The organism is Thermus sp. KWY1, from assembly GCF_057547025.1.
This window is the reverse complement of sequence record NZ_BAAJPG010000029.1, coordinates 1-26,978: the sequence shown is the minus strand read 5'-3', so window position 1 is coordinate 26,978 and position 26,978 is coordinate 1. Positions and strand designations below refer to the sequence as shown.

Annotated in this window: 26 protein-coding genes, 1 tRNA gene and 1 pseudogene; 4 read left to right on the top strand and 24 right to left on the bottom strand. The window is 61.0% G+C overall.

The annotated features are described in order from the left end of the window. Nucleotides 1-26 precede the first annotated feature (26 nt). The 20 genes from obgE to AC27GT_RS08740 all read right to left on the bottom strand — a co-directional run bounded on the left by obgE (nt 27) and on the right by AC27GT_RS08740 (nt 20,138). Nucleotides 27-1,280 carry a GTPase ObgE gene (obgE, locus tag AC27GT_RS08835; RefSeq protein ID WP_487223986.1) on the bottom strand — a complete coding sequence of 418 codons (1,254 nt, stop codon included), beginning with the start codon at nt 1,278-1,280 and terminating at the stop codon, nt 27-29. Between the two features lie 18 nt (nt 1,281-1,298). Next, nucleotides 1,299-1,556, bottom strand: coding sequence for a 50S ribosomal protein L27 (rpmA, locus tag AC27GT_RS08830; RefSeq protein WP_126170451.1), 258 nt, complete (start codon nt 1,554-1,556; stop codon nt 1,299-1,301). Between the two features lie 3 nt (nt 1,557-1,559). After that, on the bottom strand, nt 1,560-1,865 hold the full coding sequence (gene rplU, locus AC27GT_RS08825) for a 50S ribosomal protein L21 (RefSeq protein WP_279165383.1): 306 nt from the start codon (nt 1,863-1,865) through the stop codon (nt 1,560-1,562). Nucleotides 1,866-1,944: 79 nt separating this feature from the next. Continuing rightward, a complete protein-coding gene (locus AC27GT_RS08820) occupies nt 1,945-2,202 on the bottom strand; it encodes an AbrB/MazE/SpoVT family DNA-binding domain-containing protein (protein ID WP_015716229.1) in 258 nt (85 codons plus the stop codon). A 23-nt stretch (nt 2,203-2,225) separates the two neighbouring features. Beyond that, entirely contained in the window at nt 2,226-4,112 is a 1,887-nt protein-coding gene (locus tag AC27GT_RS08815; protein ID WP_487223985.1) for a Wzz/FepE/Etk N-terminal domain-containing protein, read from the bottom strand. 19 nt (nt 4,113-4,131) lie between these two features. Then, complete coding sequence (wbaP, locus tag AC27GT_RS08810; RefSeq protein ID WP_487223984.1) at nt 4,132-5,571, bottom strand: undecaprenyl-phosphate galactose phosphotransferase WbaP; 1,440 nt, start codon at nt 5,569-5,571, stop codon at nt 4,132-4,134. Between the two features lie 56 nt (nt 5,572-5,627). Beyond that, nucleotides 5,628-6,569, bottom strand: coding sequence for a GDP-L-fucose synthase (gene fcl / locus AC27GT_RS08805; protein ID WP_487223983.1), 942 nt, complete (start codon nt 6,567-6,569; stop codon nt 5,628-5,630). Then, nucleotides 6,562-7,611 (bottom strand): GDP-mannose 4,6-dehydratase, encoded by a 1,050-nt coding sequence (gmd, locus tag AC27GT_RS08800; protein ID WP_487223982.1) that lies wholly within the window; start codon nt 7,609-7,611, stop codon nt 6,562-6,564. The genes fcl and gmd overlap by 8 nt, the downstream gene beginning before the upstream one ends. Then, complete coding sequence (locus AC27GT_RS08795) at nt 7,608-8,342, bottom strand: WecB/TagA/CpsF family glycosyltransferase (protein WP_487223981.1); 735 nt, start codon at nt 8,340-8,342, stop codon at nt 7,608-7,610. The genes gmd and AC27GT_RS08795 overlap by 4 nt, the downstream gene beginning before the upstream one ends. A gap of 29 nt (nt 8,343-8,371) precedes the next feature. Then, the gene (locus AC27GT_RS08790) at nt 8,372-9,535 is read right to left on the bottom strand and encodes a glycosyltransferase family 4 protein (RefSeq protein ID WP_487223980.1); all 1,164 of its coding nucleotides are present in this window, start codon (nt 9,533-9,535) and stop codon (nt 8,372-8,374) included. Next, nucleotides 9,489-10,820 carry an O-antigen ligase family protein gene (locus AC27GT_RS08785; protein ID WP_487223979.1) on the bottom strand — a complete coding sequence of 444 codons (1,332 nt, stop codon included), beginning with the start codon at nt 10,818-10,820 and terminating at the stop codon, nt 9,489-9,491. Before AC27GT_RS08785 ends, AC27GT_RS08790 begins: the two co-directional genes overlap by 47 nt. A 230-nt stretch (nt 10,821-11,050) precedes the next feature. Then, a complete protein-coding gene (locus AC27GT_RS08780) occupies nt 11,051-11,320 on the bottom strand; it encodes a hypothetical protein (RefSeq protein WP_487223978.1) in 270 nt (89 codons plus the stop codon). Then, nucleotides 11,305-11,628, bottom strand: coding sequence for a transposase (locus AC27GT_RS08775; protein WP_487223977.1), 324 nt, complete (start codon nt 11,626-11,628; stop codon nt 11,305-11,307). The genes AC27GT_RS08780 and AC27GT_RS08775 overlap by 16 nt, the downstream gene beginning before the upstream one ends. A gap of 91 nt (nt 11,629-11,719) precedes the next feature. Next, nucleotides 11,720-12,952 carry a glycosyltransferase family 4 protein gene (locus AC27GT_RS08770; RefSeq protein WP_487223976.1) on the bottom strand — a complete coding sequence of 411 codons (1,233 nt, stop codon included), beginning with the start codon at nt 12,950-12,952 and terminating at the stop codon, nt 11,720-11,722. Continuing rightward, the gene (glf, locus tag AC27GT_RS08765; protein ID WP_487223975.1) at nt 12,933-14,066 is read right to left on the bottom strand and encodes a UDP-galactopyranose mutase; all 1,134 of its coding nucleotides are present in this window, start codon (nt 14,064-14,066) and stop codon (nt 12,933-12,935) included. The genes AC27GT_RS08770 and glf overlap by 20 nt, the downstream gene beginning before the upstream one ends. After that, nucleotides 14,063-15,346 (bottom strand): flippase, encoded by a 1,284-nt coding sequence (locus AC27GT_RS08760; protein ID WP_487223974.1) that lies wholly within the window; start codon nt 15,344-15,346, stop codon nt 14,063-14,065. Before AC27GT_RS08760 ends, glf begins: the two co-directional genes overlap by 4 nt. 17 nt (nt 15,347-15,363) lie before the next feature. Next, a complete protein-coding gene (locus AC27GT_RS08755) occupies nt 15,364-16,299 on the bottom strand; it encodes a UDP-glucuronic acid decarboxylase family protein (RefSeq protein WP_487223973.1) in 936 nt (311 codons plus the stop codon). Between the two features lie 75 nt (nt 16,300-16,374). Then, nucleotides 16,375-17,352: a mannose-1-phosphate guanylyltransferase gene (locus AC27GT_RS08750; RefSeq protein ID WP_487223972.1), complete on the bottom strand. Its 978-nt coding sequence runs from the start codon at nt 17,350-17,352 to the stop codon at nt 16,375-16,377. Continuing rightward, nucleotides 17,349-18,722 (bottom strand): phosphohexomutase domain-containing protein, encoded by a 1,374-nt coding sequence (locus AC27GT_RS08745; RefSeq protein ID WP_487223971.1) that lies wholly within the window; start codon nt 18,720-18,722, stop codon nt 17,349-17,351. The genes AC27GT_RS08750 and AC27GT_RS08745 overlap by 4 nt, the downstream gene beginning before the upstream one ends. Before the next feature lie 3 nt (nt 18,723-18,725). Continuing rightward, entirely contained in the window at nt 18,726-20,138 is a 1,413-nt protein-coding gene (locus AC27GT_RS08740; protein ID WP_487223970.1) for a UDP-glucose dehydrogenase family protein, read from the bottom strand. A 165-nt stretch (nt 20,139-20,303) separates the two neighbouring features. On the opposite strand from AC27GT_RS08740, the gene AC27GT_RS08735 reads away from it, so the two are divergent. Beyond that, nucleotides 20,304-21,923 (top strand): hypothetical protein, encoded by a 1,620-nt coding sequence (locus AC27GT_RS08735; protein ID WP_487223969.1) that lies wholly within the window; start codon nt 20,304-20,306, stop codon nt 21,921-21,923. A gap of 13 nt (nt 21,924-21,936) precedes the next feature. Here AC27GT_RS08735 and AC27GT_RS08730 read toward each other — a convergent pair whose 3' ends face one another. Continuing rightward, nucleotides 21,937-22,347 (bottom strand): hypothetical protein, encoded by a 411-nt coding sequence (locus AC27GT_RS08730; protein WP_487223968.1) that lies wholly within the window; start codon nt 22,345-22,347, stop codon nt 21,937-21,939. Beyond that, the gene (locus tag AC27GT_RS08725; protein WP_487223967.1) at nt 22,344-23,783 is read right to left on the bottom strand and encodes an O-antigen ligase family protein; all 1,440 of its coding nucleotides are present in this window, start codon (nt 23,781-23,783) and stop codon (nt 22,344-22,346) included. The genes AC27GT_RS08730 and AC27GT_RS08725 overlap by 4 nt, the downstream gene beginning before the upstream one ends. A 65-nt stretch (nt 23,784-23,848) precedes the next feature. Between AC27GT_RS08725 and AC27GT_RS08720 the strand changes: the two genes are divergently transcribed. Further along, nucleotides 23,849-24,484 (top strand): hypothetical protein, encoded by a 636-nt coding sequence (locus tag AC27GT_RS08720; RefSeq protein ID WP_126209185.1) that lies wholly within the window; start codon nt 23,849-23,851, stop codon nt 24,482-24,484. Then, nucleotides 24,481-25,587, top strand: coding sequence for an LptF/LptG family permease (locus tag AC27GT_RS08715; protein ID WP_487223966.1), 1,107 nt, complete (start codon nt 24,481-24,483; stop codon nt 25,585-25,587). Before AC27GT_RS08720 ends, AC27GT_RS08715 begins: the two co-directional genes overlap by 4 nt. 34 nt (nt 25,588-25,621) lie before the next feature. On the opposite strand, the gene AC27GT_RS08710 is transcribed toward AC27GT_RS08715, so the two are convergent. Together AC27GT_RS08710 and secG are read right to left on the bottom strand one after the other, a co-directional pair. Beyond that, nucleotides 25,622-25,697 (bottom strand) — tRNA-Ala (locus AC27GT_RS08710). Nucleotides 25,698-25,733: 36 nt separating this feature from the next. Further along, the gene (gene secG, locus AC27GT_RS08705; protein WP_038030757.1) at nt 25,734-25,961 is read right to left on the bottom strand and encodes a preprotein translocase subunit SecG; all 228 of its coding nucleotides are present in this window, start codon (nt 25,959-25,961) and stop codon (nt 25,734-25,736) included. A gap of 95 nt (nt 25,962-26,056) precedes the next feature. Here secG and AC27GT_RS08700 point away from each other — a divergent pair. Further along, a pseudogene (locus AC27GT_RS08700) lies at nt 26,057-26,978 on the top strand (ISAs1 family transposase); the annotation flags it as partial.

Sequence of the window (26,978 nt, the reverse complement as noted above, 5' to 3'; positions counted from 1 at the left end):
GTTCAACCTCCGTGGTCAAGCCGCCTTTACCCCGGGATGTACTCAAACTCCCGCCCCGCTATCCGTACGATATCCCCCGCCCGCACCCCCTTGGCCTTGAGGGCCGCCTCCACCCCCTGGCGCCGGAAGACCTCCTGCAGGTAGCCCGCCGCCTCGGAGAGATCCCCCTTGAGCCGGCTCAGGTACCGCTCCAGGGCAGGGGAGCGCACCTCGTACACTCCTTCCTCCAGGGGCACCACCTCCACCCCTGCCTCCACGAGCGCCCTGGGGGCTGGCCTGGGAAGCTCGGGGGCCGGGGTGGCCTTCACCAAGCTGAGGAGGGCTTCCTTCAACGTCGCCAAACCCTCCCCCGTGAGGGCGCTCACCGGGAGGACGGGAAGCCCCTCCTGGGCCAGCTCCGCCACCCTCTCCTCCACCTCCTTGGGGGTGAGGAGGTCCACCTTGTTCAAGGCGATGAGGCCAGGCCGCCTGAGGAGAGCGGGGTCGTAAGCCTCTATTTCCTTGCGCAGGGTGCGGAAGGTTTTTAAGGGCTCCTCGGCGGCGTCCAGAACGTAGAGCAACACCCGGGTGCGGGCGATGTGGCGCAGGAACTCCAGGCCCAGGCCCTTCCCCTGGCTTGCCCCCTCGATGATCCCGGGGATGTCCGCCAGGGTGAAGCGCTCCCCCTCCTCTTCCCCCACCTCCACCACTCCCAGGTGGGGGCTTAGGGTGGTGAAGGGGTAGGGGGCGATCTTGGGATGGGCCCGGGTGGTGGCGGCAAGCAGGCTGGACTTGCCGGCGTTGGGGTAGCCCACCAGGCCCACGTCGGCGATGAGCATGAGCTCGAGGCGAAGCCTCCTCCTCTCCCCCTCCTCCCCCGCCTCGGCGAACCGGGGAGCCTGGCGGGTGGGGGTGACGAAGTGCATGTTCCCCCGGCCTCCCTCCCCCCCCTTGGCCACCAGGAGGACCTGGCCCTCCTCCGTGAGGTCCCCTAAGAGCTCCCCGGTGTCCGCATCGTAGACCCGGGTTCCCCGGGGCACCTCTATGTAAAGGTCCTGCCCGGCCCGACCGTGCTGGCCGCTTCCCCTGCCGTGCTCCCCGTCCTCCGCCTTGTAGGTGCGCTTGGAAAGCTCCGAGAGGGAGTCCACGCTTCCCCTGGCCCGGAGGTAGACGCTACCCCCACGCCCCCCATCCCCCCCGTCGGGCCCTCCCTTGGGCACGAACTTCTCCCGGCGGAAGGAAATGGCACCGTCACCCCCCCTACCGGCGGCGACGGTGATGGTCAGGACATCCCGGAACATCCAGACCGCCCCTTGGGCCTACGCCAAGGGACGCACGTGCACGTAGCGGCCCAGCCGCCCCTTATCCTGGAACTCCACCACCCCGTCCACCAGGGCAAAGAGGGTGAAGTCCCGGCCCATGCCCACGTTCTTGCCGGGTTTGAACTGGGTGCCCCGCTGGCGGACCAGGATGTGCCCGGCCCTCACCACCTGGCCCCCATACCGCTTCACCCCAAGGCGCTTGGCCTGGGAGTCCCGGCCGTTTTTGGTGGAACCCAAACCCTTTTTATGTGCCATGGCTCACCCCTGAATCTCCTTGATGAGGATCTCCGTGTAGGGCTGGCGGTGGCCCTTCTTCCTCCGGTACTGCACCTTGGCCTTGAAGCGGGAGATGGTGATCTTCCTGCCCTTGCCGTGAGCGAGCACCTCCGCCACCACCTTGGCCCCCTCCACGAAGGGAGCCCCCACCACCGTCTTCTCGCCCCCCAGGAGGAGGACGGGAAGCGTGACCTCGCTTCCGGGCTCGGCCTCGAGCTTCTCCACCCTAAGCTTCAGCCCAGGCTCCACCCGGTATTGCTTGCCACCGGTCTTGACGATCGCGAACATGGCTTCCCCTTCCCAAAGCCCCCGAAGGGGCTACCGGCTTTCTACTATACCCAACTCGGCCCACTCCTTCAATAGAGCCTCAAGAAGACGGGTGGCCTCTCAGGCCTTGAACCCATGCCTGTGCCCGCGCCTCCCTTTCCGCCGCCTCTCCCGGGTAGGCGACCTTTACCTTGAGCCGACCGAAGAGGTTCTCCAAGGGAACCTCTTGCCTGGGCCGAAGGAAGACTTGCCCGCCTCGGATTACAAACTCCACCTCATCCCCCGGCTCTACCCCTAAAACCTCCCTCACCCTTTGGGGAAGCGTTATCCGGCCCTTGCTACCGACCCGGCTTCTCACCCTACACCCCTTGCGGGAAACCTCTACCCCGCTGCCTCCGCCCGGGGCGGCCTTAGGGCCTCGGCCACGAAGGCGGCCATCACCCCGAGCATGAGGCCCAAGGCTAAGGCCAAGGCCAAAAGGAGGCCCCGCTTGGGGGCCACCTTCTCGTAGATGGGGTAGGCGGGGGCGATGACCTGGGCCAAAGAGTTCTGGGAGCTGGCCAGCTCGATCTGCAGGTCGGTCTTCTTCTGAGAAAGGGCCAGGTAGGCGTTCTTGGCCAGCTCCAGGGCTTGGTTCAGCCGGTCCTGCTCCACCTGGGCCTTGGCCACCCGCTCCCTGAGGAGGGCGATGCGGGCCTCCACCTGGGCGATACGGGCCTGCAGGGCCGCCTTTCGGGCCAAAAGTCTCGCCTCCTCCGCCTGGGCGTCGATGAGGGCCGAGCGCAGGCGCTGGTACTCGGGGTTGGGGTTGTCGAAGGCCAAGTCCTGGGCGGTGAGGTTGGCGATCTGGTCGTAACGGGCCCGGAAGGTCTCGTAGGCGGCCTTTTTGGTGTTGTACTCCAGGGTAAGGGCCTCATTTTCCCTTTCCTGGGCGGCGATCTGGGCGCGGAGGGCCTCTAAACGGGCGGCAATGCGATTCTGCTCCTCCCGCAACCCCGCTTCCTCCGCCTGCAGGGCAGCCAACTCGCCCCTTAGGCTAACCGCTTGAGCCAGGAGGGGCTGGTAAGCGGGGTTTACCTCCTGGGTACGAAGCCGCAGGCCGGCCAAGGCGGAAAGGTCCCCCCGGGCCACCGCCGCCGCCACCGTGGGGTCGGCCACCACCTCCTTGAGGACCTCCAGAACCTTAGGCTCTTGGGCCAAAGCAGCCTCCACCTCCTGGAGGCGCGCCTCCCGCGCCCGCCTTTCCGTGGCGATCTGGGCCAGGCGCACCCCCACCTCGGCAAGCCGCCCCGCCAAACGGTCCCTTTCCCCCTGCCACTCCGGCAGGCGCTCCCGCTGTTTGAACCGCTCCAGAGCCTGAGCGGCCTGGACATAAGCCTGCCTGGCCCGTTCGGTCTCCACCTGCAGGGCGCGCTTGGCCTCATCCAGACGCTTGTTGATGATGGCCAGTTGTTCCGGGGAAGTCCCGATAGGCACCAGCTTCGCCTGGCGCTCCGCCTCGGCCTCGAGGGCCCTTATCCTCCCCCCCACCGCCGCCAGGTCCCGCTCCAGGGCGAAAAGCTCCTGGTCCAGGCTTACCCTTTCCCCCGTTTTGGCGTCTAGCTCCGCCTTGTCCTGAGCCAAAGTAGAGGCTCTTTGGAAGGCCTCCCAGCGCGCTTGGGCCTCTTGGTAAGTCCTTTCAGCTGGTGCGATCTGCTCTTCCAGGGCTTGTAGGTTGGCCTCGAGGCGCGCCAAGGGAATCCGGTTCACCCGCCTGGTCACCGCCTCCGCCCAAAGGTTGGCCGCCCGGGCCGCCACCTCTGGGGTGGGCGCCTCCACGCTCAGGGAAGCCACCACTGGGGGCACCTGCCCCTGGGGTACCACTTGCTGCCGGGAGGTTTCGTTTTTGATCTTGAAGTCCTTCACCATCCGCTCCAGGCCTGGGGTGCCCCCCTGGTCCTGCCAGGCGGTGGGTAGCTTCCCCTCCTTGCGCAAGGCCTCCCACACCTCCCGGGTGACCTCCTCCGAGAAGGCCAGGGCCTTAAGGCCCTCAAAGGTGAGGAGGTTCTGTCCCTGCACCTGGATGCGCTGCTCCAGCTGGGCCTGCACCTGCACCGGGGAAACGTTCACCGTGGCGGTGGAGGCGTACCGGGGCTCGGCGATGAAGAAGCCGTAGATGAGGGCCACCGCCCCAAAGATCAGAGGCAAGGTCAGGATAAGGGTTCGGTGACGCCTTAGAACGTCTACGATATCCCGAAGCGAAAGCTCGTCCCTAGGGGTCTCCACCATAACGGGGCCAGTATATCAGTCAGTAAGCCCCCTTCCGGGTGAGCACCACCCAAACGGTGCGGGCCAAGATGTAGAGGTCAAGCCAGAGGGACCAGTTGCGGATGTAGTAGGTGTCCAGGGCCTCCTGGACTTCCAGGTCCCCCTCGCTCCGGGCGGAAACCTGCCAAAGCCCTGTGAGCCCAGGCCAAACACTCTGCCGTAAGGAGCGGAAACCTGGGGAAAATCTTTCCATATGGTATCGGGGGAAGGGTCTGGGACCTACCAGGCTCATCTCGCCCCTTATTACATTCCAAAGCTGGGGTAACTCGTCCAGGCTGGTCCGGCGCAAGAAAGTCCCCACCACCGGCAATACCCGGGGATCGTCCTTAAGCTTGAAATAGCGCTCCCACTCGTTCTTAGCCTCGGGGCTGGCTTGCAAGTATTCGGCTAAACGTTTCTCCGCATCCGGATACATGGTGCGAAGCTTCCACACACGGATGGTCCGTCCAAGATAGCCTTCCCTTTCCTGCGCGTAGAATACCGGCCCCGGGCTAACCGCTTTAACCCAGAGGGCAAAAATACCGATAATGGGCAGGCTCAGGAGGAAAAGCGGAACCCCGATAAGGTAATCCAGCGCACGTTTAAGAAGGCGGTTGCGCCTGAGGAGAAGGTTGTTGTGAACCTCCAAGGCCAGAACCCCCCCGAGGTCCCGGCTGGATACCCAAAGGCTGGGGATACCCAGAAGGTCTGGAACCAATAATATGCGGGGTACGGGCAAACCCTCCAGGAGTTCCGCTAGACGCCTGGACCCCACCCCTGGCATGGCCAAGATGACCACCCGCAAACCCTTCCGGGCCCAATGGGATACCTGGTTGATGGGCCCCAAAACAGGAAGGCCCTCCACCTTTATCCCATGCTTGTCAGGATCGTCATCCAAAAAGGCCACAGGCCTTAAGCCCAAGGCCCTATCCCGAAAAAGGACACGGGCCACCAAGGCTCCCGTGTGCCCCGCCCCCAGGATGAGGACCGGAACACCCCAAAGACCAAGCCGTACCAACACCTCGCGCACCCCGGCCGATCCAACGGGCACCAGGACCAAAGCCCAGCCCATGGCCAAGACCAGAACTCCCCTCGACCAGCCTTCCCGAAGAAAGAGCCATTCCCAGGCGATAAGGACCAGGAAAAGAACAAACGTCACCTGGACCTTCCTCCTTATCCTTTCCACCACAGGAAGACCATAGCCAGGATATAGACCCGCCAATGCGTACCCAATGGGGAAGAAAAGTAAGGCTAAAGCGAAAGAAACTAGGTTGCTCCAAGAAATCTCCGCTGGAGAAATAGCTCTTAAAGCCTCCCTAAGAACAACCCCCAGGAAGAGAGAAGCTTCCAGGGCTACCACATCAGCTAGAAACAAGCCTAATGGCGCTAAAAAACGAAACCAGGGGGAAAACAGTCCCAGTCCCCCCTGCCGGCTCAGCAAACCCGCGACCCCTCCATCCTGGGTCCTAAGTTTCGTCCCCCATCTCATCCTGCCCCCTACCTCTGCACGTAGGCGCGGTTCTCCAGGAACCAGCGGTAAGTGACCACCAGGCCTTCTCTCAGTGGAATCTTGGGCCGCCACCCCAGCGCAAAAAGGCGGGTCACATCCAGAAGTTTACGTGGTGTGCCGTCAGGCTTGGAACGATCATAGACGATCTCGCCCCGAAACCCTACGATGTCGGCCACCAACTCCGCCAGCTCGCGTATGGAAATATCTTCTCCAACCCCTACGTTGATGATCTCACCCTCGTCGTAGTGCTCCATGAGGAAGAGAGCCGCATCCGCCAGATCATCCACGTGCAAAAACTCGCGCCGCGGAGTACCTGAGCCCCAAACCACCACCTCTCTACGCCCTTCCTCCTTGGCCTCGTGAAACTTGCGAATCAGCGCAGGCACCACATGGGAAGTCTCCAGATCAAAGTTGTCCCCGGGCCCGTAAAGGTTGGTGGGCATGAGGCTAATGGCGTTAAACCCATATTGTTGCCGGTAGGCTTGACACATCTTTATGCCGGCGATTTTGGCAACCGCATAGGCCTCATTGGTAGGCTCCAGCGGCCCCGAAAGTAAATACTCCTCCCTCAGGGGCTGGGGGGCATACTTGGGATAGATGCAGCTAGAACCCAAAAAAAGTAGCTTCTTCACCCCATAGCGATAGGCCGCGTCGATGACATTGACCTGAATCTGCAGATTAACGCGGATAAAGTCCGCAGGGTAAGTGCTGTTGGCTAAAATCCCCCCCACCTTGGCTGCTGCCAGGAACACATACTCCGGACGCTCCTGAGAAAAAAAACGCTCTACCGCTGCCTGATCGGTGAGGTCCAATTCTTCACGGGTCCTGAGAATCAGGTTCCGGAACCCTTCAGCCTGCAACTTCCGCACCAGGGCACTCCCCACCAACCCCCGGTGACCAGCAACAAAGATCCTTGCCCCCTTATCCACGGTCCATCACCCCCGACAGGCTGATGGCATGGCCCGCCTCCAACAGCGTCCTCTCCCTCCTGGCAAGCTCCAAATCGTGTTCTACCATGCGCCTTACCAGCTCCTTAAAGGAAACCCGGGGACGCCACCCCAGTTTTTCCCGGGCCTTAGAGGCATCCCCTAAGAGGAAATCCACCTCGGCGGGACGGAAATACCGGGGGTCTATCTCCACGTACTCGTAAGGATCGAGCCCCAGCAATCCAAAGGCTTCCTCCAAGAACTCGCGTACAGAATGGGCCTCCCCCGTGGCTATCACGTAGTCATCAGGCTCCGGTTGCTGCAACATGAGCCACATGGCCGCCACATAATCAGGGGCATAACCCCAGTCCCTCTTGGCTTCCAGGTTGCCCAAGTATAGCTTTCGCTGAAGCCCCATTTTAATCCTGCCCGCAGCCCGGGTAATCTTACGGGTCACGAAAGTTTCTCCCCGCCTCTCCGACTCGTGGTTGAAAAGAATCCCATTACAAATGAAAAGGCCATAGGATTCCCGATAGTTAACCGCAAACCAGTAGGCAGCCACTTTGGACACCGCATAGGGGCTACGGGGGTAAAAGGGGGTTCTCTCATTCTGTGGCGGGGGAGAAGCGCCAAACATCTCCGAGGAGCCAGCCTGGTAGAAGCGCACCTCCTTCCCCGAAATTTTCACATAATCCCTTACCGCCTCCAGAAGGCGCAAGGTGCCGGTAGCCACCACATCCGCCGTGTACTCCGGCTGTTCAAAGGAAACCTTTACATGGGACTGGGCACCCAGGTTGTATACCTCATCTGGCTGCACTTTCTCCAGGATGCGCCGAAGACCTGTGCCGTCTGCAAGATCGCCGTAATGGAGGAAGAGGCGAACGTCGGTTTCGTGAGGATCCCGATAGAGGTGGTCAATGCGGGCCGTATTAAAGGTGCTCGAACGGCGGACAACACCATGCACCTCATAGCCTTTCGCCAGGAGAAATTCCGCCAAGTACGAACCGTCCTGGCCGGTTATGCCCGTGATCAAAGCTCTCTTCACCACGCCCTCCTCTTCCGAATCTGCCATAACTCCCCCAGGGCTAGGATAACAAAACGGGGATTGTGCTTAAGGTATCTTAGCCATAACCGCTTAGGCTCTTGCAGGAAGCGGAAGAACCACTCCAACCCCATCCGTTGCATCCAAGAAGGCGCTTGCCTTACCCGGCCCCCATGGATATCAAAGGCAGCCCCCACTCCCAGCATGACGGCAGGAATACGTCCCTTGTGCTCTGCCATCCAACGCTCTTGCTTTGGACAGCCCAAACCCACGAAAAGGATACGTACGCCCCTTTTGTGGATTTCCTCAACCACTGCAGCGTCTTCCTCAGGGGTTAAGGGCCTAAAGGGGGGGCTAAAAGCGTAGGCCACGTTTAGACCAGGGAACCTGTCCTTGAGGTTCTTGACCAAAGCCTCCAAGGTGGTGGGATGACCACCATAGAACCCCACGGATAGCCCTGCCTCCGAGGCCGCCTGGCACACTCGAAGGGTAAGTTCCGGGCCATACACCCGCTCCTGTCCAGCAAATCCTAGGGAGCGGAGCATCCATACCAAGGGCATGCCATCCGGCGTAACCAGATCGGCCGCGTTAACCAGGTCCCTAAACACGGGGTCGTCGTATGCCTCCATAACCATGTGGACATTAGCCACGCATACATAGCGGCTCTCTCCCCTCTTAGCCCACTCCCGGATCAGGCTTATAGCCTCTCCGAAACCAACGGCATCTACCCGCATACCGAGAATGCGACCATGAGGAATAGAACTCATCCCTTACCCTCCAATACCTCTTGGTAAATCCTAATGAGCATTTCGTAGTTCCGCTCCGCCGTATACTTGGCCTCGTACTCCGCCCTAGCCTCCCGCCGCATGCGGGCAAGCTCCCCGGGATGAGTAAGAAGCCACTCCACCTTGGTAGCAAGGTCCTCGGGGTCTCCCGGACGAACGAGCAGGCCGGTGCGACCATCATCGATGATACTATCCTGAGAACCAAGAGCCGTCGCTAAGGTAGGTAAACCCCTAGCAAAAGCCTCAGCTATCACCCTAGGAAACCCTTCGTACGACTCCGATGGCAAAACCAAAAGTGCTGCCTCTCCCATCAAGTGGTAGACGTCCTCAGATGGTTTACGCCCTAACCACTCTACCCCCGGTATCCGCTCAGCTTTCGTGCGCACCTCCTCAGCCAAAGGTCCATCGCCCACGATTTTAAGGGGCACCCTTCCACCCAGGTTTTCCCATGCCTTCAGGAGGGTTCCTATCCCTTTCTCCGGCGAGAGTCGCCCCACAAAAAGAGCATACCCGCCCTTTCCGGAACCTACTCCAGGATCTGGATGAACAAAGTTAGGCTTCACTACCAGCTTCTCGGGCGGGAACCCAGCCTGGATGAACTTCTGTCGCGAGAACTCTGTAAGGACGATGTAGCGGTCCACCATGTCCCAGGTGCCCAGGAAGCGGTGTAAAGTTAACATGCCTGCCACCACTGCACTGGCTCCGCGGCTATTCCGGTAGCACCCGTGTACCACCCCCCGCCAGGGTAAGTGCCCGAGGCAGTCCTCACACACCCGCCCCTGGCGAAAGAAGAGAGCGTTTACACAAAGAAGGCGGTAGTTGTGAAGGGTCATGACTAGGGGGAGCTTTTCAACCTTGGCAGCATACACGACTGCAGGGGAAGCCAAAGGAAACGTATTGTGGATGTGTACCACCTGGGGACGCTTTTCTCGGATGAGCAACCGCAGGTTGTGGTAGGCCTCTCCATTCCAAACCGTCACCGCTGCTTGACGCCTACGAGGCATGCTTTCTAACGCTCGGTTATGGAGTATAAAGGGAATGACTTCGTGTTCCCTCCCCTCCAGCAGGGATTTCTCGGCTTCAAAGACCGCGTCTTCACCGCCGGGCTGTTGGTAGTGAGTATGTACGAAGGCCACTTTCACCTGGGATCAGTTTCCCCTCCTTTAGCAAGAGACCTATACCGAACCCGACAATGGCCCAGAACCAGATCCCTCCTTGGGGGCCCTCTAAGTACACATCGAACGCACTATTGACATTAGCTGCAAGTAGGTAACTGAAAGTCCACAAACGTAAACCTGCTTGGAAACGCTCACCTCGGGAGCGCCAGCGCCAATAACTCAGCCACAGTCGGCCCAGAAGAAGGGCAAAAAAGAATACCCACAAAGCAAACCCAGGCACGCCAGTTCTGGCGAGAACAGTCAAGTGACCATTATGGGGGCTACGGAGGGACCCATCAGAGTTCACCTGGAAGCCGTCGTCATCGGCTAGGTTTATACCAAAGCCTTTGCCTGTCCAAAAGTAAGGCCCGAAAACAGTATAGTTGACAATCTCACTCCACCACATCAAACGCCACCTCTTGGTTCCCTCCCCTGAGAAGCCTTCCATGTTCCCAAAGACGCTAGCCACGTTTATGACAAGCTGGTCGAAGGAAACCGTGCGCGCCAAGCCAACATCAATCTCCACGTCAAGAAGTCCCACCACAAGAACGAAGCCCGCCACTACGGAGGCTACACGGATCCACCGCATCAGATTCACGTGGAGAATTAACACCAAAGCAACAAGGACAATGGTGAGGAAAGCTGCTCGACCCGTGAAGGCAACAAACGCGAAGCTTACCAACCAGCCCAACCAAAAGAGTCGCCCTTGCCACCCCCCAGCACGCCAGTAAGGCCGAACAAGAAGCCAGTAAGCCAGACCACCTGCTAGGTGTACCGCCACGTCGCCACCCTTAGGATTCACCACCGGCACGCCGCCCTCTGGACCCCACGGAAACCGGGGCAAAGCCTCCCCGTATAACCAGTACACCAAAAAGGCTACCGGGGACCAAAGAGGTAACCAACCCATCCAGCGGATATACCAGTTGACTACATGGCCCTCGAGCGGGATCCTCCAAGTCAGATAACCGAGTAGAAGGGCGATGATCCCGTAGCTCCAGAGAACACTATCCCGAAGAGCATCAATGCCATACATGCCGACGTAGGGCAAGGTCCGGACAGCCCCCCAACCCATGAAAAGCAAAAGCAACAGCGCCGACGGATCTTTGGCGACCCCCAGCCACCTGGGTTGTAAGAGGAGGTAGAGTCCAGCGAGGGCGAGGAGCACTGAGTCAACATAGAGCGGAGGGATACCGATATAAGCGAATCCTTTTGCTAGATAGGCGTACCCCAGGAGCCATGACCCCAGGACAAGGAGGAATATCCTTGCCATTCCACGTATATGCCCTACTTGCCGACGGTGCAAATCAGGCGTCGCAGCACGCATGGTCTACCAAGCCTCACGAACTGTCTGCTGATAAATGTGACCAATCTGATCGGTCATGATCTTCCACAAACACGCCTCCCTGACCCTAGGCTTGCTAATTTAGCACTTTACTGGCCTCCTCCCCCATGTGAGGCCCTACGAGCCTCCGCTAAAGCTTCCCTGGGTGTTCTGCACCCCTACTCAGAGTGAAGTCTTCCCTCATGGTAGTATCGCAACGCCTCCGCTATCACCTCCTTCACCTCCGTCAGGTCCTTGGTCTCCAAGATGAGGTCCCAGTTCTCCCCTTTGAAGCAGGAAAAAAACAACGCCATCACCGGATTCCCCCTAGGGCCCATCAGGCTGTCTGCTTTCCGAAAGGAACCTGTTCTGGAAACCCACTGACCATCCCCAAGAAGCAACTGCTCCACCCACTCGTGGCTCAAGTCAGCCGTCAGGCCAGGTTCCATGGCTCCCCCTGATCGTGGTGAATGATGGCCTGGGGTAACTTTCCCCCCTCCCTCTGGAGAAAAGTCTTGGCATCCTTCGTTCTTTTTGATGAGCTGTTCAAGCTCCCGGATCTTCCTCGCGTACTACTTCTAGGTGTCGTCCGAGAAGAGGGAGGCCCCTTGCTCAGCAACACATCCCGGTACTTGTAAACGGTGTTGGGATGAATGCCGCAGGCACGGGCGAACCCTACCGCACTCTTGTCACCCTTGATGACCTCCAGAGCGATCTGGAACCTCACCTGGGGTGGTAGGAACTTGGCCTTTTTCACTTTTTCCTCCTTTTGGCCTTTTTGTTAATATAGCATAAGCTTCTAGTCCAGCATTTGAGTAGTCTAGCCGTCACATGTCCACTCAGTCTTGTTAGCACGTTTCCACGACCCCTACTTCTCCGATCAACTGTTCCGCAAGCTTGAGATGGCGTTCCCCAAAAGGTCGTAAATCATAATGCCTAGCATGTACATCTTGGTTGGTGTACCCTGCCTCATTTAAACTAGCATTAGATAAGGCCTCTAGTATAGCCAAGAGGAGACCGGAAGGAGTCAATTCCTTTACATAAAACACTCCTGGTGAATTAATACAAAGACTCCCACCAACTTGACTCGTGAGGATCGGTTTTCCCAAGGACATGGCTTCAAGAAGGAGCAAGTCAAAATAGGTCACACGGTTAGGAACCACAACTAAGTCGACAGCAGCTATGGCATCTGGTAGCTGTTCCGTAAGGTAGCCCAGGTGGCGAAAGTTGGGCAAATGGCGCGGAGAAGGTAGGTATCCCTTTCCGGCTGCAATAAACACTAAGTCTCTGTAGCCTTTTTCGTGGGCTAGCCGCGCAGCATCGCAAAACAAGTCATATCCCTTGTGGGCATGGTGCCTGCCGAAAAAACCCACCACTTTGCTCCCTAAAGGGATATCCCAACTAGCCCTAACTTCCGATGTTGACTTACGTCTTGATAATCTAGGGACACCAGATGCCAGCTCATAAACAGGGAGCCGAAAGAATGCCTCCCGTCCCCGAATGTCACGAAAGTAGCCATCCAACGCACTCTTACAGGGAGCCAAGATGCCGCTGCTATTAAGATAAATTTTCATCTCTAAGGTTGCAAGGATATTACGAATGTGGGGCCATAGCCTTGTAGAGCCATACTGCTCTTGCCAATTTTGAACAAGCTCTGTAGCCACATCTGTTGGTGAATGGGGCATTATGATTACTTTTTGACAAGCTATTCTCCCTCGTATGCTATAGTAGGCATAAGCTAATCTTGGGTCGTGAAAGATCACCACCTTGGCTCGTTTCATTAGGTCTAACTGGCTTCGCTTGAATCCGAAATACCTGAAGGCAAAGCGTGTAATTACTATCATACGGAGCGCCAAAAGCGGAGCTAACAAAAACAAGGGCAAACCACGTGCCAGCTTTCTAAAAAATACCCGCCCTCGTGTGCGCATCCCATAGGGCATGTCTGGAAAAAGCAGCTCTATTTTCCCCACATCCCCAACCGCGTTCAAAGCATCACGGAGATTTGAGCAATAACCTGCAGGGCCTCCACCACGCTGACACCCAGGAAAAACGTGGACCACTTTACCAGTGACGCTTTCCATAGAGAACCTCCTCGAAAACCTTCAACGCTCTGGCCACCGCCTGGTCCATGTTGTAGTAACGGTAGTCCCCAAGCCTCCCAGCAAAGAGGACGGTCTTGAGCTTCTCCGCCTCCTTCTGGTAGAGCCTAAGCCGCTCCTCGTTCTCCTCCCGGGGCACCGGGTAGTAGGGCTCGTTCCTCCCTGGCTCGTAGGCCTCCGGGTACTCGTAGACCACCGCCGTGTGGGGCAGGTAGGCCTGCCCGGTCAGGTGCTTGAACTCGGTGATTCGGGTGAAAGGGTGTTCGTTAGGGTAGTTCACCGTGCCCACCTCCTGGAACCAGGGCCTGAGATGGTGTTCAAAGCGAAAGCGCAGGGAGCGGTAGGGCAGGGGGCCGTGGAGGTAGCCGAAGAACTCGTCGATGGGCCCAGTGAAGATGAGGCGGTCAAAGCGCACCTCCCCCTCCACCTCCCTCCAGTCCACCCCCAGGAGCACCTTGATGTTGGGGTGGGCCAGCATCCTTTGAAAAAGGGCCGTGTACCCCTCTTTGGGCATGGCCTGGTAGGGATCTTGGAAGTAGCGCTCGTCGTAGCTCACCAGGATGGGAACCCGTCCCGTCACCGAGGGGGAGAGGTCCTCGGGCCTAAGCCCCCATTGCTTGAGGGTGTACCCCTCGAAGACGTTCCGGTAGACGTAGTCCGCCAGGAAGCGGAGGTCTTCGTCCTGGACCTCCTTGAGCCTGAGGATGGGTACCCTGGTCCCGTAGCCGAACTGGGCGAGGAGCTTCTCCTCCAGCTTGTCCGCAAGCCTTTCCGAGAAGAGTTTCCTGAGGGAAGCCAGGCTGAAGGGGAGGGGGATCTCCTTGCCCTCCACCACCGCCCGCACCCGGTGGTAGTAGGGACGCCACTCCGTGAAGCGGGAGAGGTAGTCCCAGACCTTCTTGCTGCCGGTGTGGAAGATGTGGGGGCCGTAGCGGTGGACCAGGATCCCGTTCTCGTCGTACTCGTCGTAGGCATTGCCCCCGATGTGGTACCTCCGGTCCACCACCAGCACCTTCTTGTCCAGCTGGCTAGCAATCCGCTCCGCCAGGGTAGCCCCGGTGAAGCCAGCGCCCACGATGAGGTAGTCCACCCTCACCGCCCACCTCCCGTCCGAGCAAGGGCAAAGGGGTCCTTCCCCTGCCTTCGCAGGTACAGCCACATGCTTAAGGTAACCAGAAGCTCGGATACCACCACCGCTAAGGCCATTCCCACATGGAATAAACGGGGAGCCAGGAACACCGCCAGAACCAGGTTAATGAGCCCTGCCCCCACGATGATAGCGTTAAAAGGACGATCCAAACCCAACGGAAGCATCCACTGGATGCCTAACACATTGCTAAGAGCGATGAGGGGCACAAGAAGAGCGAGGATTCGTAGAGGCCAAACCGTAGCCTCATACCCCTCCCCAAGGAAGAGCCTTACCAAAAGGGGTGCCCAAGCCCAGACCCCAAGCCCTAGGACAACCCCCGCAGCTCCCATGGTCCAAAGCCCCAGCCGGGCCAGCCGGGCTGCCTCCAAAGGGGCACTCCGGGCCAGGTGGCTTAGCCTTGGGTACAGGGCCTGGCTCACCGGAGAGAGAAGCCCCAAAAACGCCTTACTGATCTTCTCCGCCCCTGCGTAGTACCCTACCAACTGGGACGGGGCAAAAAGACCCAGGATGAAGGTGTTGCCCAGAGTATAGAGGCTTACTGCACTGCGAAAGAAAAACATACTCCACCCCAAGCGGAGGGCCTCCCAAACCCCCTTGGGCTTGGGCAGGAGAAGGGGCACCTCCCGGTAGGCAAGGTAGAGGGCCAACAAGGTAGCCACTAGCGATGCTCCCCCTTGCAGGGCGAGAACCTTCCAGGTGTCGCCAGGCCCCTTCACCCCAAGGAAGATCAAAATCAGCACCAGAGCCTTTGCCCCTACCTCCAGGCTAGCCACCAGGCGCATCCTTTCTAACCCTTGAAAGTACCAAGTGGGGCTGAAAGCTGTAGCCAAGGCCCAGAAGACCCCCGCCCACAGGACCTGGGGATGGTCACGGAAAACGGGGATCAACCACCCCACCAGAAGGCCCACGCCTAGGGCCAGAAAGGAAAGCAGCACCTTGGCACCCAAAACCCCTGCCAGCAACTCAGCCCGCCTCCTAAGGGCATCCCGAGACTGGGCCACCTGCCGGGTAGCGGAAAGGCCGAAGCCGTACTCCACCAAGAGGTTGAGGTACCCGCCAAAGGCCTGGGTGAAGGCGAGAAGGCCCCATTCCTTGGGCCCCAGGACCCGGGCCAGGTAGGGGACCAGAAAGAGGGGGAAAAGGTAGTTGGCGAAGTGGACCCCGTAGAGGGCCACGATATTCTGGACTAAACTGTGCTGGACAAACCGACGCAAATAACCAGTCATATTAGTTAGTTCATCCGCTAGGGGACAACAACTCTTTTGAAGTAGGCTATCGTCCTTTGCAACCCTTCCCGCACCGGCACCCTGGGCTCCCAACCCAGCAAGCGTCGAGCCAGGGTGATGTCGGGGCGCCGCTGCTTGGGGTCGTCCTCGGGCAAGGGCCGGAAGACAATGGGCGAAGAGCTCCCCGTAAGCTCCCTCACCAAATGGGCCAGCTCCAGCACCCGGTACTCTTCGGGATTGCCCAGGTTCACCGGGTATGGGTACTCCACCTCCATCAAGCGCCGAAAACCCTCCACCAGGTCGTCCACGTAGCAAAAGGACCGGGTCTGGCTCCCGTCCCCGTACACGGTAAGGGGCTCCCCCTTGAGGGCCTGGACGATGAAGGTGCTCACCACGCGCCCGTCCTCCGGGTCCATGTAGGGTCCGTAAGTGTTGAAAATGCGGGCGATGCGCACAGGCAGGCCGTGCACCCGGTGGTAGGCCAGGGTCAACGCCTCCGCATACCGTTTGCCCTCGTCATAGATGCTCCGGGGACCAATGGGGTTCACGTTCCCCCAGTAGGTCTCCGGCTGGGGGTGGACCAAAGGGTCCCCGTAAACCTCGCTGGTGGAGGCCAGGAAGAAGCGGGCCCCCTTGGCCAGGCTCAGGTCCAAAAGGTGCCGCGTGCCCTCGGCGTTCACCAATAGGGTTTCCAAAGGAAGCCTGAGGTACCTGGGAGGTGAGGCCGGAGACGCCAGGTGCATCACCCAGTCCAGGGGACCCTCTACCTCCAGGGGCTCGCGGGCGTCTGCCCGAAGAAAACTGAAACCAGGGTAGCGCTCCAAGCGCTCCAGGTTGCGCCTCTGCCCGGTGGAAAGGTTATCCACCCCCAGGACCTCGTGCCCCTCCCTAAGAAGCCTCTCCGCCAAATGGCTGCCCAAAAAACCCGCCACACCGGTGATCAGAACCCTCAACGAGCCCACCCTCCCTTTCCTGTGTCTCAGATTACCTTCCGCTTCGGTGATCGCCATCGAAACTCACCAACCCGGCTAGACTTCTACTATTGCCTCCAGTTTTCTTAGCAAGGCTTTGAGGTCCTGCACCCGATCCTTGTGGGCAATGAAGGTTATCCCGCCATCCCTTACAATAACCAGGTTCTCCAACCCCAGGGTAACCACAAGCTCATCCCCACTCGCATACACGATCACCCCTCGCGTGTCCAGCCCCACATGCCGGGCCAAAACGAGATTCTCCCCGTCACCCTTTAAATGACGCTCCAGGGCCAACCAGTCCCCCAGATCATCCCAGGGAAAAGAGGCTGGCACCATGTAGACCCGCTCGCTCCTTTCCATGAGGGCATGGTCAACGCTAATCCTGGGGATTTCTCCCCGAAGCACCCCGGGTGCGTGGCGGGAAAACTCCTCCAGCCACACTTCCCTTTTTCCAACAAAGATGCCCGCATTCCAGTAGTGGTGGCCCGAGCGGTAAAGCTCCATGGCCTTTTCCCGGGAAGGCTTCTCAAGAAATTGCTTTACACGAAAAACCCGCTTCGCCGTCTCTTCCCCCCGCTCCAGGTAGCCATACCCCGTGGCGGGGTAAGTAGGCTGCACCCCCAAGGCCACTAGTCCCCCTGTGGCTTCGGCAGCATCTAGGGCAAGACCGAGATCCTCTGCAAAGGCCTCTTCATCTCCCACAAAATGGTCTGCAGGAAAAAAGGCAACCACACCCTCAGGAAGCTGGCGAAGAGCAAAGAGTACAGCATAGGCCGTGTCCCTGGGTTCAGGTTCCACTAAAACGTTTCCGCTGGGTAGTTCCGGCAACTCTTCCCGCGAAAGAGCCTCTAAGGAAGGAGGAACCACCAGGAAAATATCCTCCGGAGGGAACACCTTCCGCAGTCGCTCAAAAGTAGCCTGCAGCAGGCTGTGGTTTCCTAAAAGACGCAGGAAGGGCTTGGGCTTTTCCGGCTTCGAGAGGGGCCAGAACCTCTCCCCCCGTCCTCCAGCCAGGATCACCGCATACCGTTTCATATCTCCTCCAGCAAGATTTCTTGGGCTTCCTTGAGCAGACCCTGCACCAGCTGGAACTCCGTTGCCTCCGCATATATCCTAACGATCGGCTCCGTGCCGGAGGCCCGAAAGAGCACCCAGCCCTCAGGGTAGATCCACTTCACCCCATCCAGGGTTTCCACCCCCACGGGGCTCAGGCCCAACAAGGGTTTGGGATCCAAAAGCTTGGCGCTATCCAAGGGCTTTTGAATGGGAAGGTCCAGGCGGTCATAGGCGTGTGTAAGACCCACAAGGGCTTCAACCTCCAAGAACTGCTCCTCGAGGTCCTTGCCCGTTGCGACCACACTTTCCAGGAGAAAAAGGGAAGCCAGAATCCCATCCCGCTCAGGCAAATGCTCGGGGATCCCAACTCCTCCGGACTCCTCCCCGCCCAAGAACACGTCCCCCTTAAGGAATTCCTCCTTGATCCACTTAAAACCCACGGGGGTAGTGGTGACGGCAAAGCCCAGCCGCTCCCCCAGGCGATCCAGAAGCCAGGTCACAGCAAAGTTCTTGGCTACCCGTCCCCTTAGACCCTTGGCAAACCGGTAACGGGCCAAAACGCAAAGGACCTGGTGGGGGTTGAAAAAACGTCCACCGGGTAACACCACCCCAACCCGGTCCGCATCGCCATCCGTGGCCACAGCGAAGGAGGGTGGCCTGGCATCCACCAGGGCATCCATGGTCACCTTGAGATTTTTGGGAATAGGCTCAGGATTTACCCCGTGGAAAAGGGGATGGGCCTCCTCCCGAAGTGGCCGGACATCGACAGGAATCCCCATGTAACGCAAAAAACCGCTTAGGAATCCTGCGCCCGCCCCGCCCATGCTGTCGTGGTAAAGAACCCCCTGGAAGCGGGAAAGGATTCCCACATCCACCAGATTGGCGAGAGCCTTGAAGTAGGCTTCCTTAAGGTCCAGGGTGTGGTAGGTCCCGTTTCTGGGAAGCACCCCGTCCGGAAGCAGGCTTTCTATCGCTTTGGCCTCCTCGGGGGTTATGGGGCCTCCCCAGGCATCCTTGAACTTGATTCCTAGGTACTCGGGGGGGTTGTGGCTGGCGGTGACCATGACTCCCCCCTGGGCCTCCATATGCCGGACCGCAAAGGAAAGAAGCGGGGTGGGCACGGGACCCCGGAGGAGGTGGACCTCGAGGCCCATACTGGCAAGGTAACTCGCCACGGACTCAGCAAACTGTTTGGCCAAAAACCGCGTATCGTACCCTACCACCACGCGCTCACCATCTTTCTGCAGGAGGAACCGACCGTAAGCCTCCGCCAAGCGCGTAATTTCAGAAAAGGTAAAGTCCCTGGCGATCACCCCACGAAACCCTTCGGTACCAAAGCGAATGCTCATACCCTACTTCTGAACGTTAACTGCACGAGCTTGAGTTTCCAAGACTCCTCCAGGACGTATTCCCACACCCAAATAGCGGTAGCCCGCCGCCACCAGCCTATCCCGGTCCAGGTGGTTGCGGGCATCCACCACAAGGGGAGTGTGCATAAAACCCCTTAAGGTCTCCCAGGGCCAGGTGCGGTACTCCGGCCAGTCCGTGGCCAGCACCACCGCATCCGCCCCCCGGAAAAGCGCCTCCGGGGTCTCCGCATACTCCAGGGCAAGGGAAACCTCCCTTTGGGCGCGGGGAATGGCCACGGGATCATGGGCCCGCACGAAGGCCCCGCGCTCTACCAGCAGGGCCGCCAGCTCCAAGGCCGGGGACTCCCGGAGATCATCCGTATGGGGCTTGAAGGCTAGCCCCAGCAAGGCAATGGTCCGCCCCTTCAGCGTTTTGAGCTCGCTCAAAAGCTTCTCCACCACCCGCTGCCGCTGCAGGGCGTTCACCTCCCGCGTCGCCTCCACCAAGGGCATGGAAACCCCGTATTCCCGTCCCATAGCCACCAAAGCCAGGGTATCCTTGGGGAAGCAGCTCCCTCCCCAGCCCAAACCCGCCTGCAAAAACCGGGGCCCAATGCGGCTATCCAGCCCAATGCCCCGGGCCACCTCCCGAATGTCCGCACCCACCCGCTCCGCCAAGGCAGCCAACTCGTTGATAAAGCTGATCTTCATGGCCAAAAACGCATTGGCCCCGTACTTGATCAGCTCCGCCGAGGCCAAGTCGGTGGTGATGAAGGGCACCGCGCCCATCCGCTCGGGCCGGGGAAGAAAAGGAGGAGCAGGAAAACTCTGCTCCAATATGGGCTCGTAAAGCTCCCTCAGCACCTCCAAAGCCCTCCTGTCCTCCGCCCCCACCACGATCCGGTCCGGGTACAGACTGTCATACACCGCCTGCCCCTCCCGCAAAAACTCGGGGTTGGAGGCCACAGCAAAGGACCTCGGTTCCTCCCCGTAAACCTCCCAATAAGCCCGCCGCACCAGGGCCTCCACATAGTTACCGCTTCCCACAGGAACTGTGGACTTGTTCACCGCCACCGTGAATCCCGACCCCAGGTGCTGCCCTATCCCCTGCGCCGCAGAACGCACCTGGGAAAGATCCGGAGCTCCGTCCGGACCAGGAGGCGTGCCCACCGCCACAAAAACCACCTCCGCCTCAGGAATCGCCTCCTCGTACCGGGAGGTGAAGGCGAGCCGCCCTTGGGATAGGCCCATGATCTCCTCTAGGTAGGGCTCAACAAAAGGAACCTTCCCAGCCTTTAGTCCCTCAACCCTGGCTTGGTCCAGATCTACCACTGTCACCCGGTGACCAACGTAGGCCAAAACCGCCCCAGTGGTCAGCCCCACATACCCCGCCCCCACAACAGTCACACGCTTCATGAGCATGCCTCCTCCATCTTCCTGCGAGGGTTAGAAACCTTGTTCGCTAGCTCTTCAACTGGGGTTCCTAGTCGCCTCCACACCCCCCTCTTCCAAGAAAGAATACCATGCCCTTTGCCCTTTCCGGGTTTAAATCCCAAGCGCCCCTCCTATAGAATCCCTAACATGCACCGGTTTCTGGTTTTTGGGCTCTTCCTGGGCCTGGCCCTGGCAGGCCCCTGTGGGCAGCGGCCCTACACCCTGGAGACGGAAGAAGGCCTTTTAGGCGGTGAGGAGATGACCTACGACGGGGAGGTCCTGGTCTTTGAGGGCCGGGCCTGCTTGGAAAGGGATGGGCTTTACCTGGAAGCCCCCGTGATCCGCTACCTGGAAAAGGAAGGAAGCTTCCAGGCGGAAGGCCTAAAAGGGGAGGCCGAGGGCTGGCGGGTGGAGGCCAGGGTGCTCTTGGGAAAGGAACTCAAGGAGGTACGCCTGGCCCAGGGGCAGCTGAAGGCGGAGGTGGCCTCGCTGGCCCTGGGAACTCCCTTGAAGGGAAGGGGCATCCTTCTGGAAAGCCCAGCCTACCGGGTGCGGGCGGAGGAAGCCACCTTCACCCGGGAGGAAGCCCGGCTTAAGGGCTTCCTGGCCACTCCCTGCCCCTGCGGGGAGGATGTGCGCCTGGCCATGGAAGAGGTCACCTTCCTGGTGCGAACCGGGGAGCTTAAGGGAGACGCCACCTTGGGGCTTTGGGGCCTCGAGGTTCCCCTGGAGGAAGCCCGGGCCAACGTGAACCGGAGGCCCGACCTAAAAAACCCCTTGATCCTTTCCAGCTCGGATACCGGGGGCTGGACCCTGGGCCTACAGGACTTTCCCCTCCCCAGGCCTGGGGAGGAGATCGGGCAGTGGCCAAGAAGGTTCACTCTTCTTGCTTCAGGCCTGGGCACTTCCCAAGAAGCCCTCCGCCTGGGCCTACGGGAAGGCACCCGGGGTGCCGAGGTGCAGCTGGGCTACGCCCTCGAGGTTAAGGCCTACTGGGACGACCTCCTCTTCGCCGCAAGCCCCAGCCCTCCCGATGCCGATACCCCCAGGCTGGAAGCCCGCTACACCCCCAGTTTCCACCTGGAAAACCTCACCCTAAGGCCTTTCCTGCGCTATGCGGAGACGGGGAGGAGCCAGGGGACCACGGTGGGCCTCGAGGGGGGGTACCGGGAAACCTTTCGGGAAGGGCCTTTCAGGCTTACCCTAAGCCCCAGTTTCCTCCTCGCCCTTTATCCCTTCACCTCGTATAGCCCCTACCTGGCCCTGGGAGGAAGCGTGGAAGGTGCCTTCCGGGAAGGGAGCCTCTCCTTGAGGGCCTCCTATGCTGGAAGGCTCGAGCCTTTATCCCCCACCCCGCCCTTCACCTTTGAGAACCGGGACGAGTTCCAGCGCCTAACCCTGGAAGGGCGGTATGGCTCCTTCGGCCTCCGCTACGCCCTGGAAAACCCCTTGGGCCAGCGCCTGGACCGGCTGGAAGGGGAGTTCCAGGACCCCGGCCTCGGCACCCTCCGCCTGGGGTACGTGCGGGGTAGCCTGGAGGAACTCCGCCTGGGCTACGCCATGCCCCTCCCCGAGCGCACTTGCTGCCAGGCCCTTTGGCTTGCCCCCGAGGTGGGGCTTAACCGGGAGGGCCTCACCCGCCTTGGCCTCACCTTCCGCTACTACGACGGCTGTTTCGCCTACGAGGTGCGCTGGCAGAACATCCTGAAGGGGCAGTACAGCGAGGCCACGGGGCAGAGCCTCTCCTTCGGCCTTTCCCTGCGCTAGCTTTCGGTGGACCTCAGCGGACCTGCAAGGCCCTGAGGAATAGATTGCGGTCCTCTGGGGGCTGGTAGAGGTCGTTGGTGAAGGCCAAGGCCAGGGTTCCCTTGCCGCTGGTCATCACCCAGACCTCCCTCACCCCCCGCACCTCCCCCTGCCAGAGGACCCGGCTTCCCTCCACCACCAGGGCGTAGGGTCCTTTCCCCTGGGCCAGAGTGCCCTCGAGGAGAAGCCCCACCCGCCCCTTTCGGCAAAGGGGGATCTCCACCACTCCATTGCTCCATAGCTCCGCCCTTTCGGGAAGAGGGCCGGGAAGGCAGGCCTCCTGGGCGAGGGGGGCCAGGCGGAAGGCCTGGTCCAAGGACCAAAGGGCCAGGGAAAACCCCAGGGCGAAAACCCCAAGGCCGAGGAACCAGGCCAAGCCCCTCACCGCCGCACCTCCCTCTCCAGGACGTAGCGGGGCTTAAGGGCCAGGCGGTGCTGGCTGAAGAGGAGGATCCGAAGCCGGTACTCCCCGGGGGGAAGGTCTTGAGGAAGAGGGAAGGCTACCAGCTGGCTTCCCGACCACTCCCAGCCTAGGCGCTGGCATCCTTTCCCGCAAAGCCACACCTGGACCCTGTATCCTTCCCCTCCCACCAGGCGGAGGAAGCCCACCCCCTCCTGGGGAAGGGCCAGGTAGGCCAGGGCTGGCGGGGGGATAGCAGGGCGAGTGGCCAGGTAAAGGAAGGGCAGGGACCAAAGAAGGGCCGCCGCCCCCGCCAAGCCCAAACTGGCGGGAAGCCGCACCCCCCGGGCCAGGGCCATCCCCCCCACCAGGAAGAAGATCTCCCCCCGGAAGGGGCTCGGAACGCTGAAGGGGTTGTCCGTTATCCCCATGGCCACGAAGGCCAGGAGGAGGGAGAAAAGAAGCCCTTCCCCCCAGGCCGCCGCCAAAAACCCCCCCACCAGGAGGAGAAGCCCCACCCCACCAAAGATCCCGCTTTCCCCCAGGGCCTGGAGGAGATGGTTGTGGGCGAAGCTCCAAAGCCCCCCCAAGGGCTTAAGCCAGCCGGGGCAGGTGAGGCCGCGGGCCTCGAGGAGGGGAAAAAGGAAGCACTCCCCAAAGAGGGTTCCCTTCAGGTAATCCCCCAGCACATAGGGCCCTACCCCCGTCCAGGGATGGGCCTGGTAGACCTCGTAGGCCCTGAGCCATAACCCCTCGCGCCCCGAGAGGTGGGCCTGGAAGAAGCGCTCGGAGATAGGGGTATCCAGGGTGGAGGCGGCGAAGAGGACAAGACCCGCAAGCCCCAAGGCCCAAAGGCCCCGCCCCCGGAAAAGAAGCCCTCCGGCTCCTCCGACAAGCAGGGCCAGCATCCCCCCGCGGCTTGCCGAAAGGAGCAGGACCGCACCCCCAAGAAGGCCCAAAAGGAGGCGGAAGGGCCAGGGGTAGCGAAGATACACGGCAAGGAGCACCCCCATAGCCCCCATAAACCCCAGGCCCACCGGGCTATGGAAGGGATGCATGAGCCTCTGCTGCACCGCCTGGTCCCCAAAGGTGAGGTAGGTGGCCACGAAGGCCGTTATGTAGAGGAGAAAAAGCCCATATCCTAAGGGCTTCAAAGCCTGGGTAGGGGAAGAGGCTCCCGCGTAAAGGGCCACACCGGCGCCCACCAGGCCCAGGACGTAAAGGACCCGGCCCAGGGCCAAGGGAAAAGCCAAAGGCTCTGGGGCCCCAAGGGCGGGAAGGAGGACGGAAAGGGCATAGACCCCCAACAGGCCCAGCGCCCAAGGGGAAAGCCGCCGCAGGTGGCCCAAAAAGAGGGGGGCCAAAAGGGCGAGAGGGGGAAAGAGGGGAGCCAGGGCCAAGGCGAAAGGCAAAAGGCGCACGGGGGACAATATACGCCAAGGAAGCCTTAAGGCGCTCCTCAGAACTCTCGGGTAAAGTACGTGCCATGAACGGGCTTAGCCGCCTTCTTCTCACGGCCATCCTTTTCCTGGCCGTTGCCCTGGGGGCCCGCTTCGCCGCCTTCAGCGTGGAACCCTTCGGCACCCAGCGGGTCAACCTGGACACCGGCGTCACCACCCTGCCCCAGGGGGGGGTCCTCACCGACCACGAAAACGGCCTCCGCCTCAAGGCGGGCTACCTCGAGTACAAGGAGGGCAGCTTCGTGCGGGCCCGGAGTGCCGAGCTCCTCTCGGAGAAGGAAACCTTTTTAGCCCAGAGCCTCGAGCACGACATCCCCAAGCAGGAAGCCCGCTTTAAAGGCCTCACCTTCAGCAACCCCGACTTCAAGGGCCTGAAGGCGGAAAGGGCCCTGGCCCTCTTCGCCGAGAACATCGTGGTCCTGAAGGGCAGGGTCCAGGCGGAAAGCCCCAGGCTCCAGGCGGAAACCCTGGTGGTGAACCTGAAGGACCAGGAGGCCTTGGCTCTCGGAAGCTTCACCTACCAGGAGGGGAAGGCCACCCTGAGGGGCCAGGGGCCAAACGCCCGGCTATACCTGCGCTTTGCCTCGGGAAAGGTCCAGGCCAGCACCAAGGTGCCCCCTAGCGCAAGCCCCCTGGCCCAGTACGCCGCCCGCCTCCCATGACCCTTTACCGGCACATCCTGAAAGAAAGCCTCCCCGTTCTGCTCCTGGCCCTTCTCTTCCTCACCGCCGTCTACCTCTTCGGCTTCTTCTACGCCGGGGCCCGCTGGCTGGAGGGGGTGCCCCTCATCAAGGTGGCCCGCTGGCTTTCCTACCACGTGCCCGGGGTTCTGGTGCAGGTCTTCCCCATCGCTTTGGTCACCACCACGGTCCTGGTCTTCGGCAGGCTTTCCGCGGAAGGGGCCCAGTTCGCCCTCCTCTCCGGGGGGGTTCCCCTTTGGCGGGCGGCCCTGCCCCTAGTTGGAATAGGCGCTTTGCTGAGCGGGGTGGCCCTTTACCTCCAGGAGAGGCTGGTCCCCCACTACAACGAAAAGGTGCGGGTGGCCTGGTGGGACGAGATCCACACCCAAGGGGCTGGGCTTTTCCGCCTAAAGGGCCTGCAGATCCCCATCGGCAAGGGGCGAAGCCTCTACTTCGAGGACTTCGACATGGAGAAGAAGGAGATGGTGGGGGTGCGGATCGCCTCCTTCCAAGGGGAAGAGGGCACCTTCCTCTTCGCGGAAAGGGGAAGCTGGGAGGACAAGCGAATCACCCTGAGGGACTACCGCTTCTTTCGCATCGACTTCCAGGAGATCCCCCGGCTGGAAATTGCCCCCGACCTCCTGGCCCAGACCCGCAAGGTCTTCCGGGTGGTGAGCCAGGGCAAGATCATGGAGGTGGAGTCGGACCTCTCCCGGGCCCGGGCCATCGCCGACTATGCGGACACCTTCAGCTTCGGCCAGGATAGCCTCTCGGAGGCCTGGGCCAAGATGCGGGACCCCTTTTTGGCCCCCCTGGAGAAGTGGCGGGCTAGGCTGGAGTTCCACTCCAAGCTGGCCCTCCCCCTGGCCAACCTGGTCCTGGTGCTCTTGGCCGTGGCCATGGCCCTGAAGTACGGCCGGAGCACGGGGCTCGCCTTGGGCCTAAGTGTGGTCCTGGCCCTGGGGTACTACGGAGCCTTCTTCCTGGGCCGCTCCCTGGCGGGGATCGGGGCCCTTCCCCCGGAGGTGGGGGCCTGGGGGGCGAACCTCCTCTTCCTCCTTTTGGGGGTCAGGGCCTTACGGTAAAAGCCTTACCCCCTGGGTTTCCCCAGGGGGTTCCTGGTGGAGCCGAGGGGATTCGAACCCCTGACCTCCTCAATGCCATTGAGGCGCGCTCCCAACTGCGCCACGGCCCCAGGCAACGCCTATGGTACCGAGGGGGAAGGCTTTTGTCAACGGGTCCAGAGGCCGATGAGGAGAGCCAGGGCCACGAAGATGACCCCGAGGATCACCGTCAGGCGGTAAAGCCCCCCGGTGACCCCGCGGGCGGAGAAGAGATCCGCGGAAGCCCCCATGAGGTCCCCGGCGCCCTGCTTGGGCTCCTGCACCAGGACCAGGTAGACCAAAAGCCCCGCCACGCCCAGGTAGAGGAGGATGACCAAGGTGTAAAGAAAGTCCATACCCTTACCACTTTAGCGCGGAGCGAAGGGCGTGTCCACCCGGGCGCGGTATAAACAGACTTGACCGATATGCGGCCTTGGGGTAAAGAGGGGGCATGACCCTACGCGAGGCCTTGTCCCAAGTCCCCGACCCCAGGGCCCGCAACCGGCGGTATCCCTTGTGGGGCTTGTTGGCCCTCATCTTGGTGGCCTTTCTCGCCCGCGTGGACTCCCTGCGCGGCGTGGAACGTTTCGCCCGGGCCAACCCTCACCTCTTGCCCCACCTGGGCCTGCGCAACCCCCCGGGCCACACCATCCTCACCCTCCTCCTTCACCGTCTGGACCCAAAGAAGCTCCAGGAGGCCCTCCTCCAGGTCTTCCCCGAGGTGGACCTGGGAGGGGTCCTGGTGGTGGACGGGAAGCACCTCCGGGGAAGCGGCAAGGGGAAGAGCCCCCAGGTCAGGCTCGTGGAGGTCCTGGCCCTGCACCTCAAGACCACCCTGGCCCAGGCCCGGGTGGAGGGGAGGGAGGACCAAGCGCTTCTGGAGCTCCTGGACCGCCTGGGGGCGGAGGGACTCAAAGGGAAGGTAGTGGTGGGGGACGCGGGGTACCTGTACCCGGAGGTGGCGGGGAAGGTGGTGGAAAAAGGGGGGCATACCTCTTCGTCCTGAAGGCCAACCAGGGGGAACTGCTGGAGTGGGCTCTGGAGGTATTCAAGGGGATGGAGGAAAGGCGGCTTCCCGGGGAGACGGAGTCAGCTTGGGAGGTGGTGCGGGACGGGGAGGTGTGGACCTACCGGGTCTGGGCTTCCCCTTATCTGCCGGATGCACTCTTGGCCTTTCCCGGGTGCCGACAGGTGGTGCGGGTGGAGCGGGAGGTGGTGCACAAGGGGACGGGGGAGGTACGGCGCGCGGCGAGCTACGCCCTCACCAGCTTGGGAGCCGAGGAGGCGGACGCGAGGCGGCTTGGGGAGCTTCTCCTTTCCCGGTGGGAGGTGGAGAACCGGTCCTTTTGGGTACGGGACGTCCTCCTCCATGA

Excerpts from the sequence above, each read along its gene's own strand:
- AC27GT_RS08740 (WP_487223970.1), bottom strand. The coding sequence starts at position 20,138 with ATGAAGCGTGTGACTGTTGTGGGGGCGGGGTATGTGGGGCTGACCACT.
- AC27GT_RS08720 (WP_126209185.1), top strand. The coding sequence starts at position 23,849 with ATGAACGGGCTTAGCCGCCTTCTTCTCACGGCCATCCTTTTCCTGGCC.
- obgE (WP_487223986.1), bottom strand. The coding sequence starts at position 1,280 with ATGTTCCGGGATGTCCTGACCATCACCGTCGCCGCCGGTAGGGGGGGT.
- AC27GT_RS08795 (WP_487223981.1), bottom strand. The coding sequence starts at position 8,342 with ATGCGGGTAGATGCCGTTGGTTTCGGAGAGGCTATAAGCCTGATCCGG.
- AC27GT_RS08785 (WP_487223979.1), bottom strand. The coding sequence starts at position 10,820 with ATGGCAAGGATATTCCTCCTTGTCCTGGGGTCATGGCTCCTGGGGTAC.
- secG (WP_038030757.1), bottom strand. The coding sequence starts at position 25,961 with ATGGACTTTCTTTACACCTTGGTCATCCTCCTCTACCTGGGCGTGGCG.
- AC27GT_RS08750 (WP_487223972.1), bottom strand. The coding sequence starts at position 17,352 with ATGAAACGGTATGCGGTGATCCTGGCTGGAGGACGGGGGGAGAGGTTC.
- AC27GT_RS08735 (WP_487223969.1), top strand. The coding sequence starts at position 20,304 with ATGCACCGGTTTCTGGTTTTTGGGCTCTTCCTGGGCCTGGCCCTGGCA.
- AC27GT_RS08715 (WP_487223966.1), top strand. The coding sequence starts at position 24,481 with ATGACCCTTTACCGGCACATCCTGAAAGAAAGCCTCCCCGTTCTGCTC.
- AC27GT_RS08780 (WP_487223978.1), bottom strand. The coding sequence starts at position 11,320 with ATGGAACCTGGCCTGACGGCTGACTTGAGCCACGAGTGGGTGGAGCAG.
- rplU (WP_279165383.1), bottom strand. The coding sequence starts at position 1,865 with ATGTTCGCGATCGTCAAGACCGGTGGCAAGCAATACCGGGTGGAGCCT.
- AC27GT_RS08815 (WP_487223985.1), bottom strand. The coding sequence starts at position 4,112 with ATGGTGGAGACCCCTAGGGACGAGCTTTCGCTTCGGGATATCGTAGAC.
- AC27GT_RS08760 (WP_487223974.1), bottom strand. The coding sequence starts at position 15,346 with ATGACTGGTTATTTGCGTCGGTTTGTCCAGCACAGTTTAGTCCAGAAT.
- AC27GT_RS08745 (WP_487223971.1), bottom strand. The coding sequence starts at position 18,722 with ATGAGCATTCGCTTTGGTACCGAAGGGTTTCGTGGGGTGATCGCCAGG.
- AC27GT_RS08770 (WP_487223976.1), bottom strand. The coding sequence starts at position 12,952 with ATGGAAAGCGTCACTGGTAAAGTGGTCCACGTTTTTCCTGGGTGTCAG.
- rpmA (WP_126170451.1), bottom strand. The coding sequence starts at position 1,556 with ATGGCACATAAAAAGGGTTTGGGTTCCACCAAAAACGGCCGGGACTCC.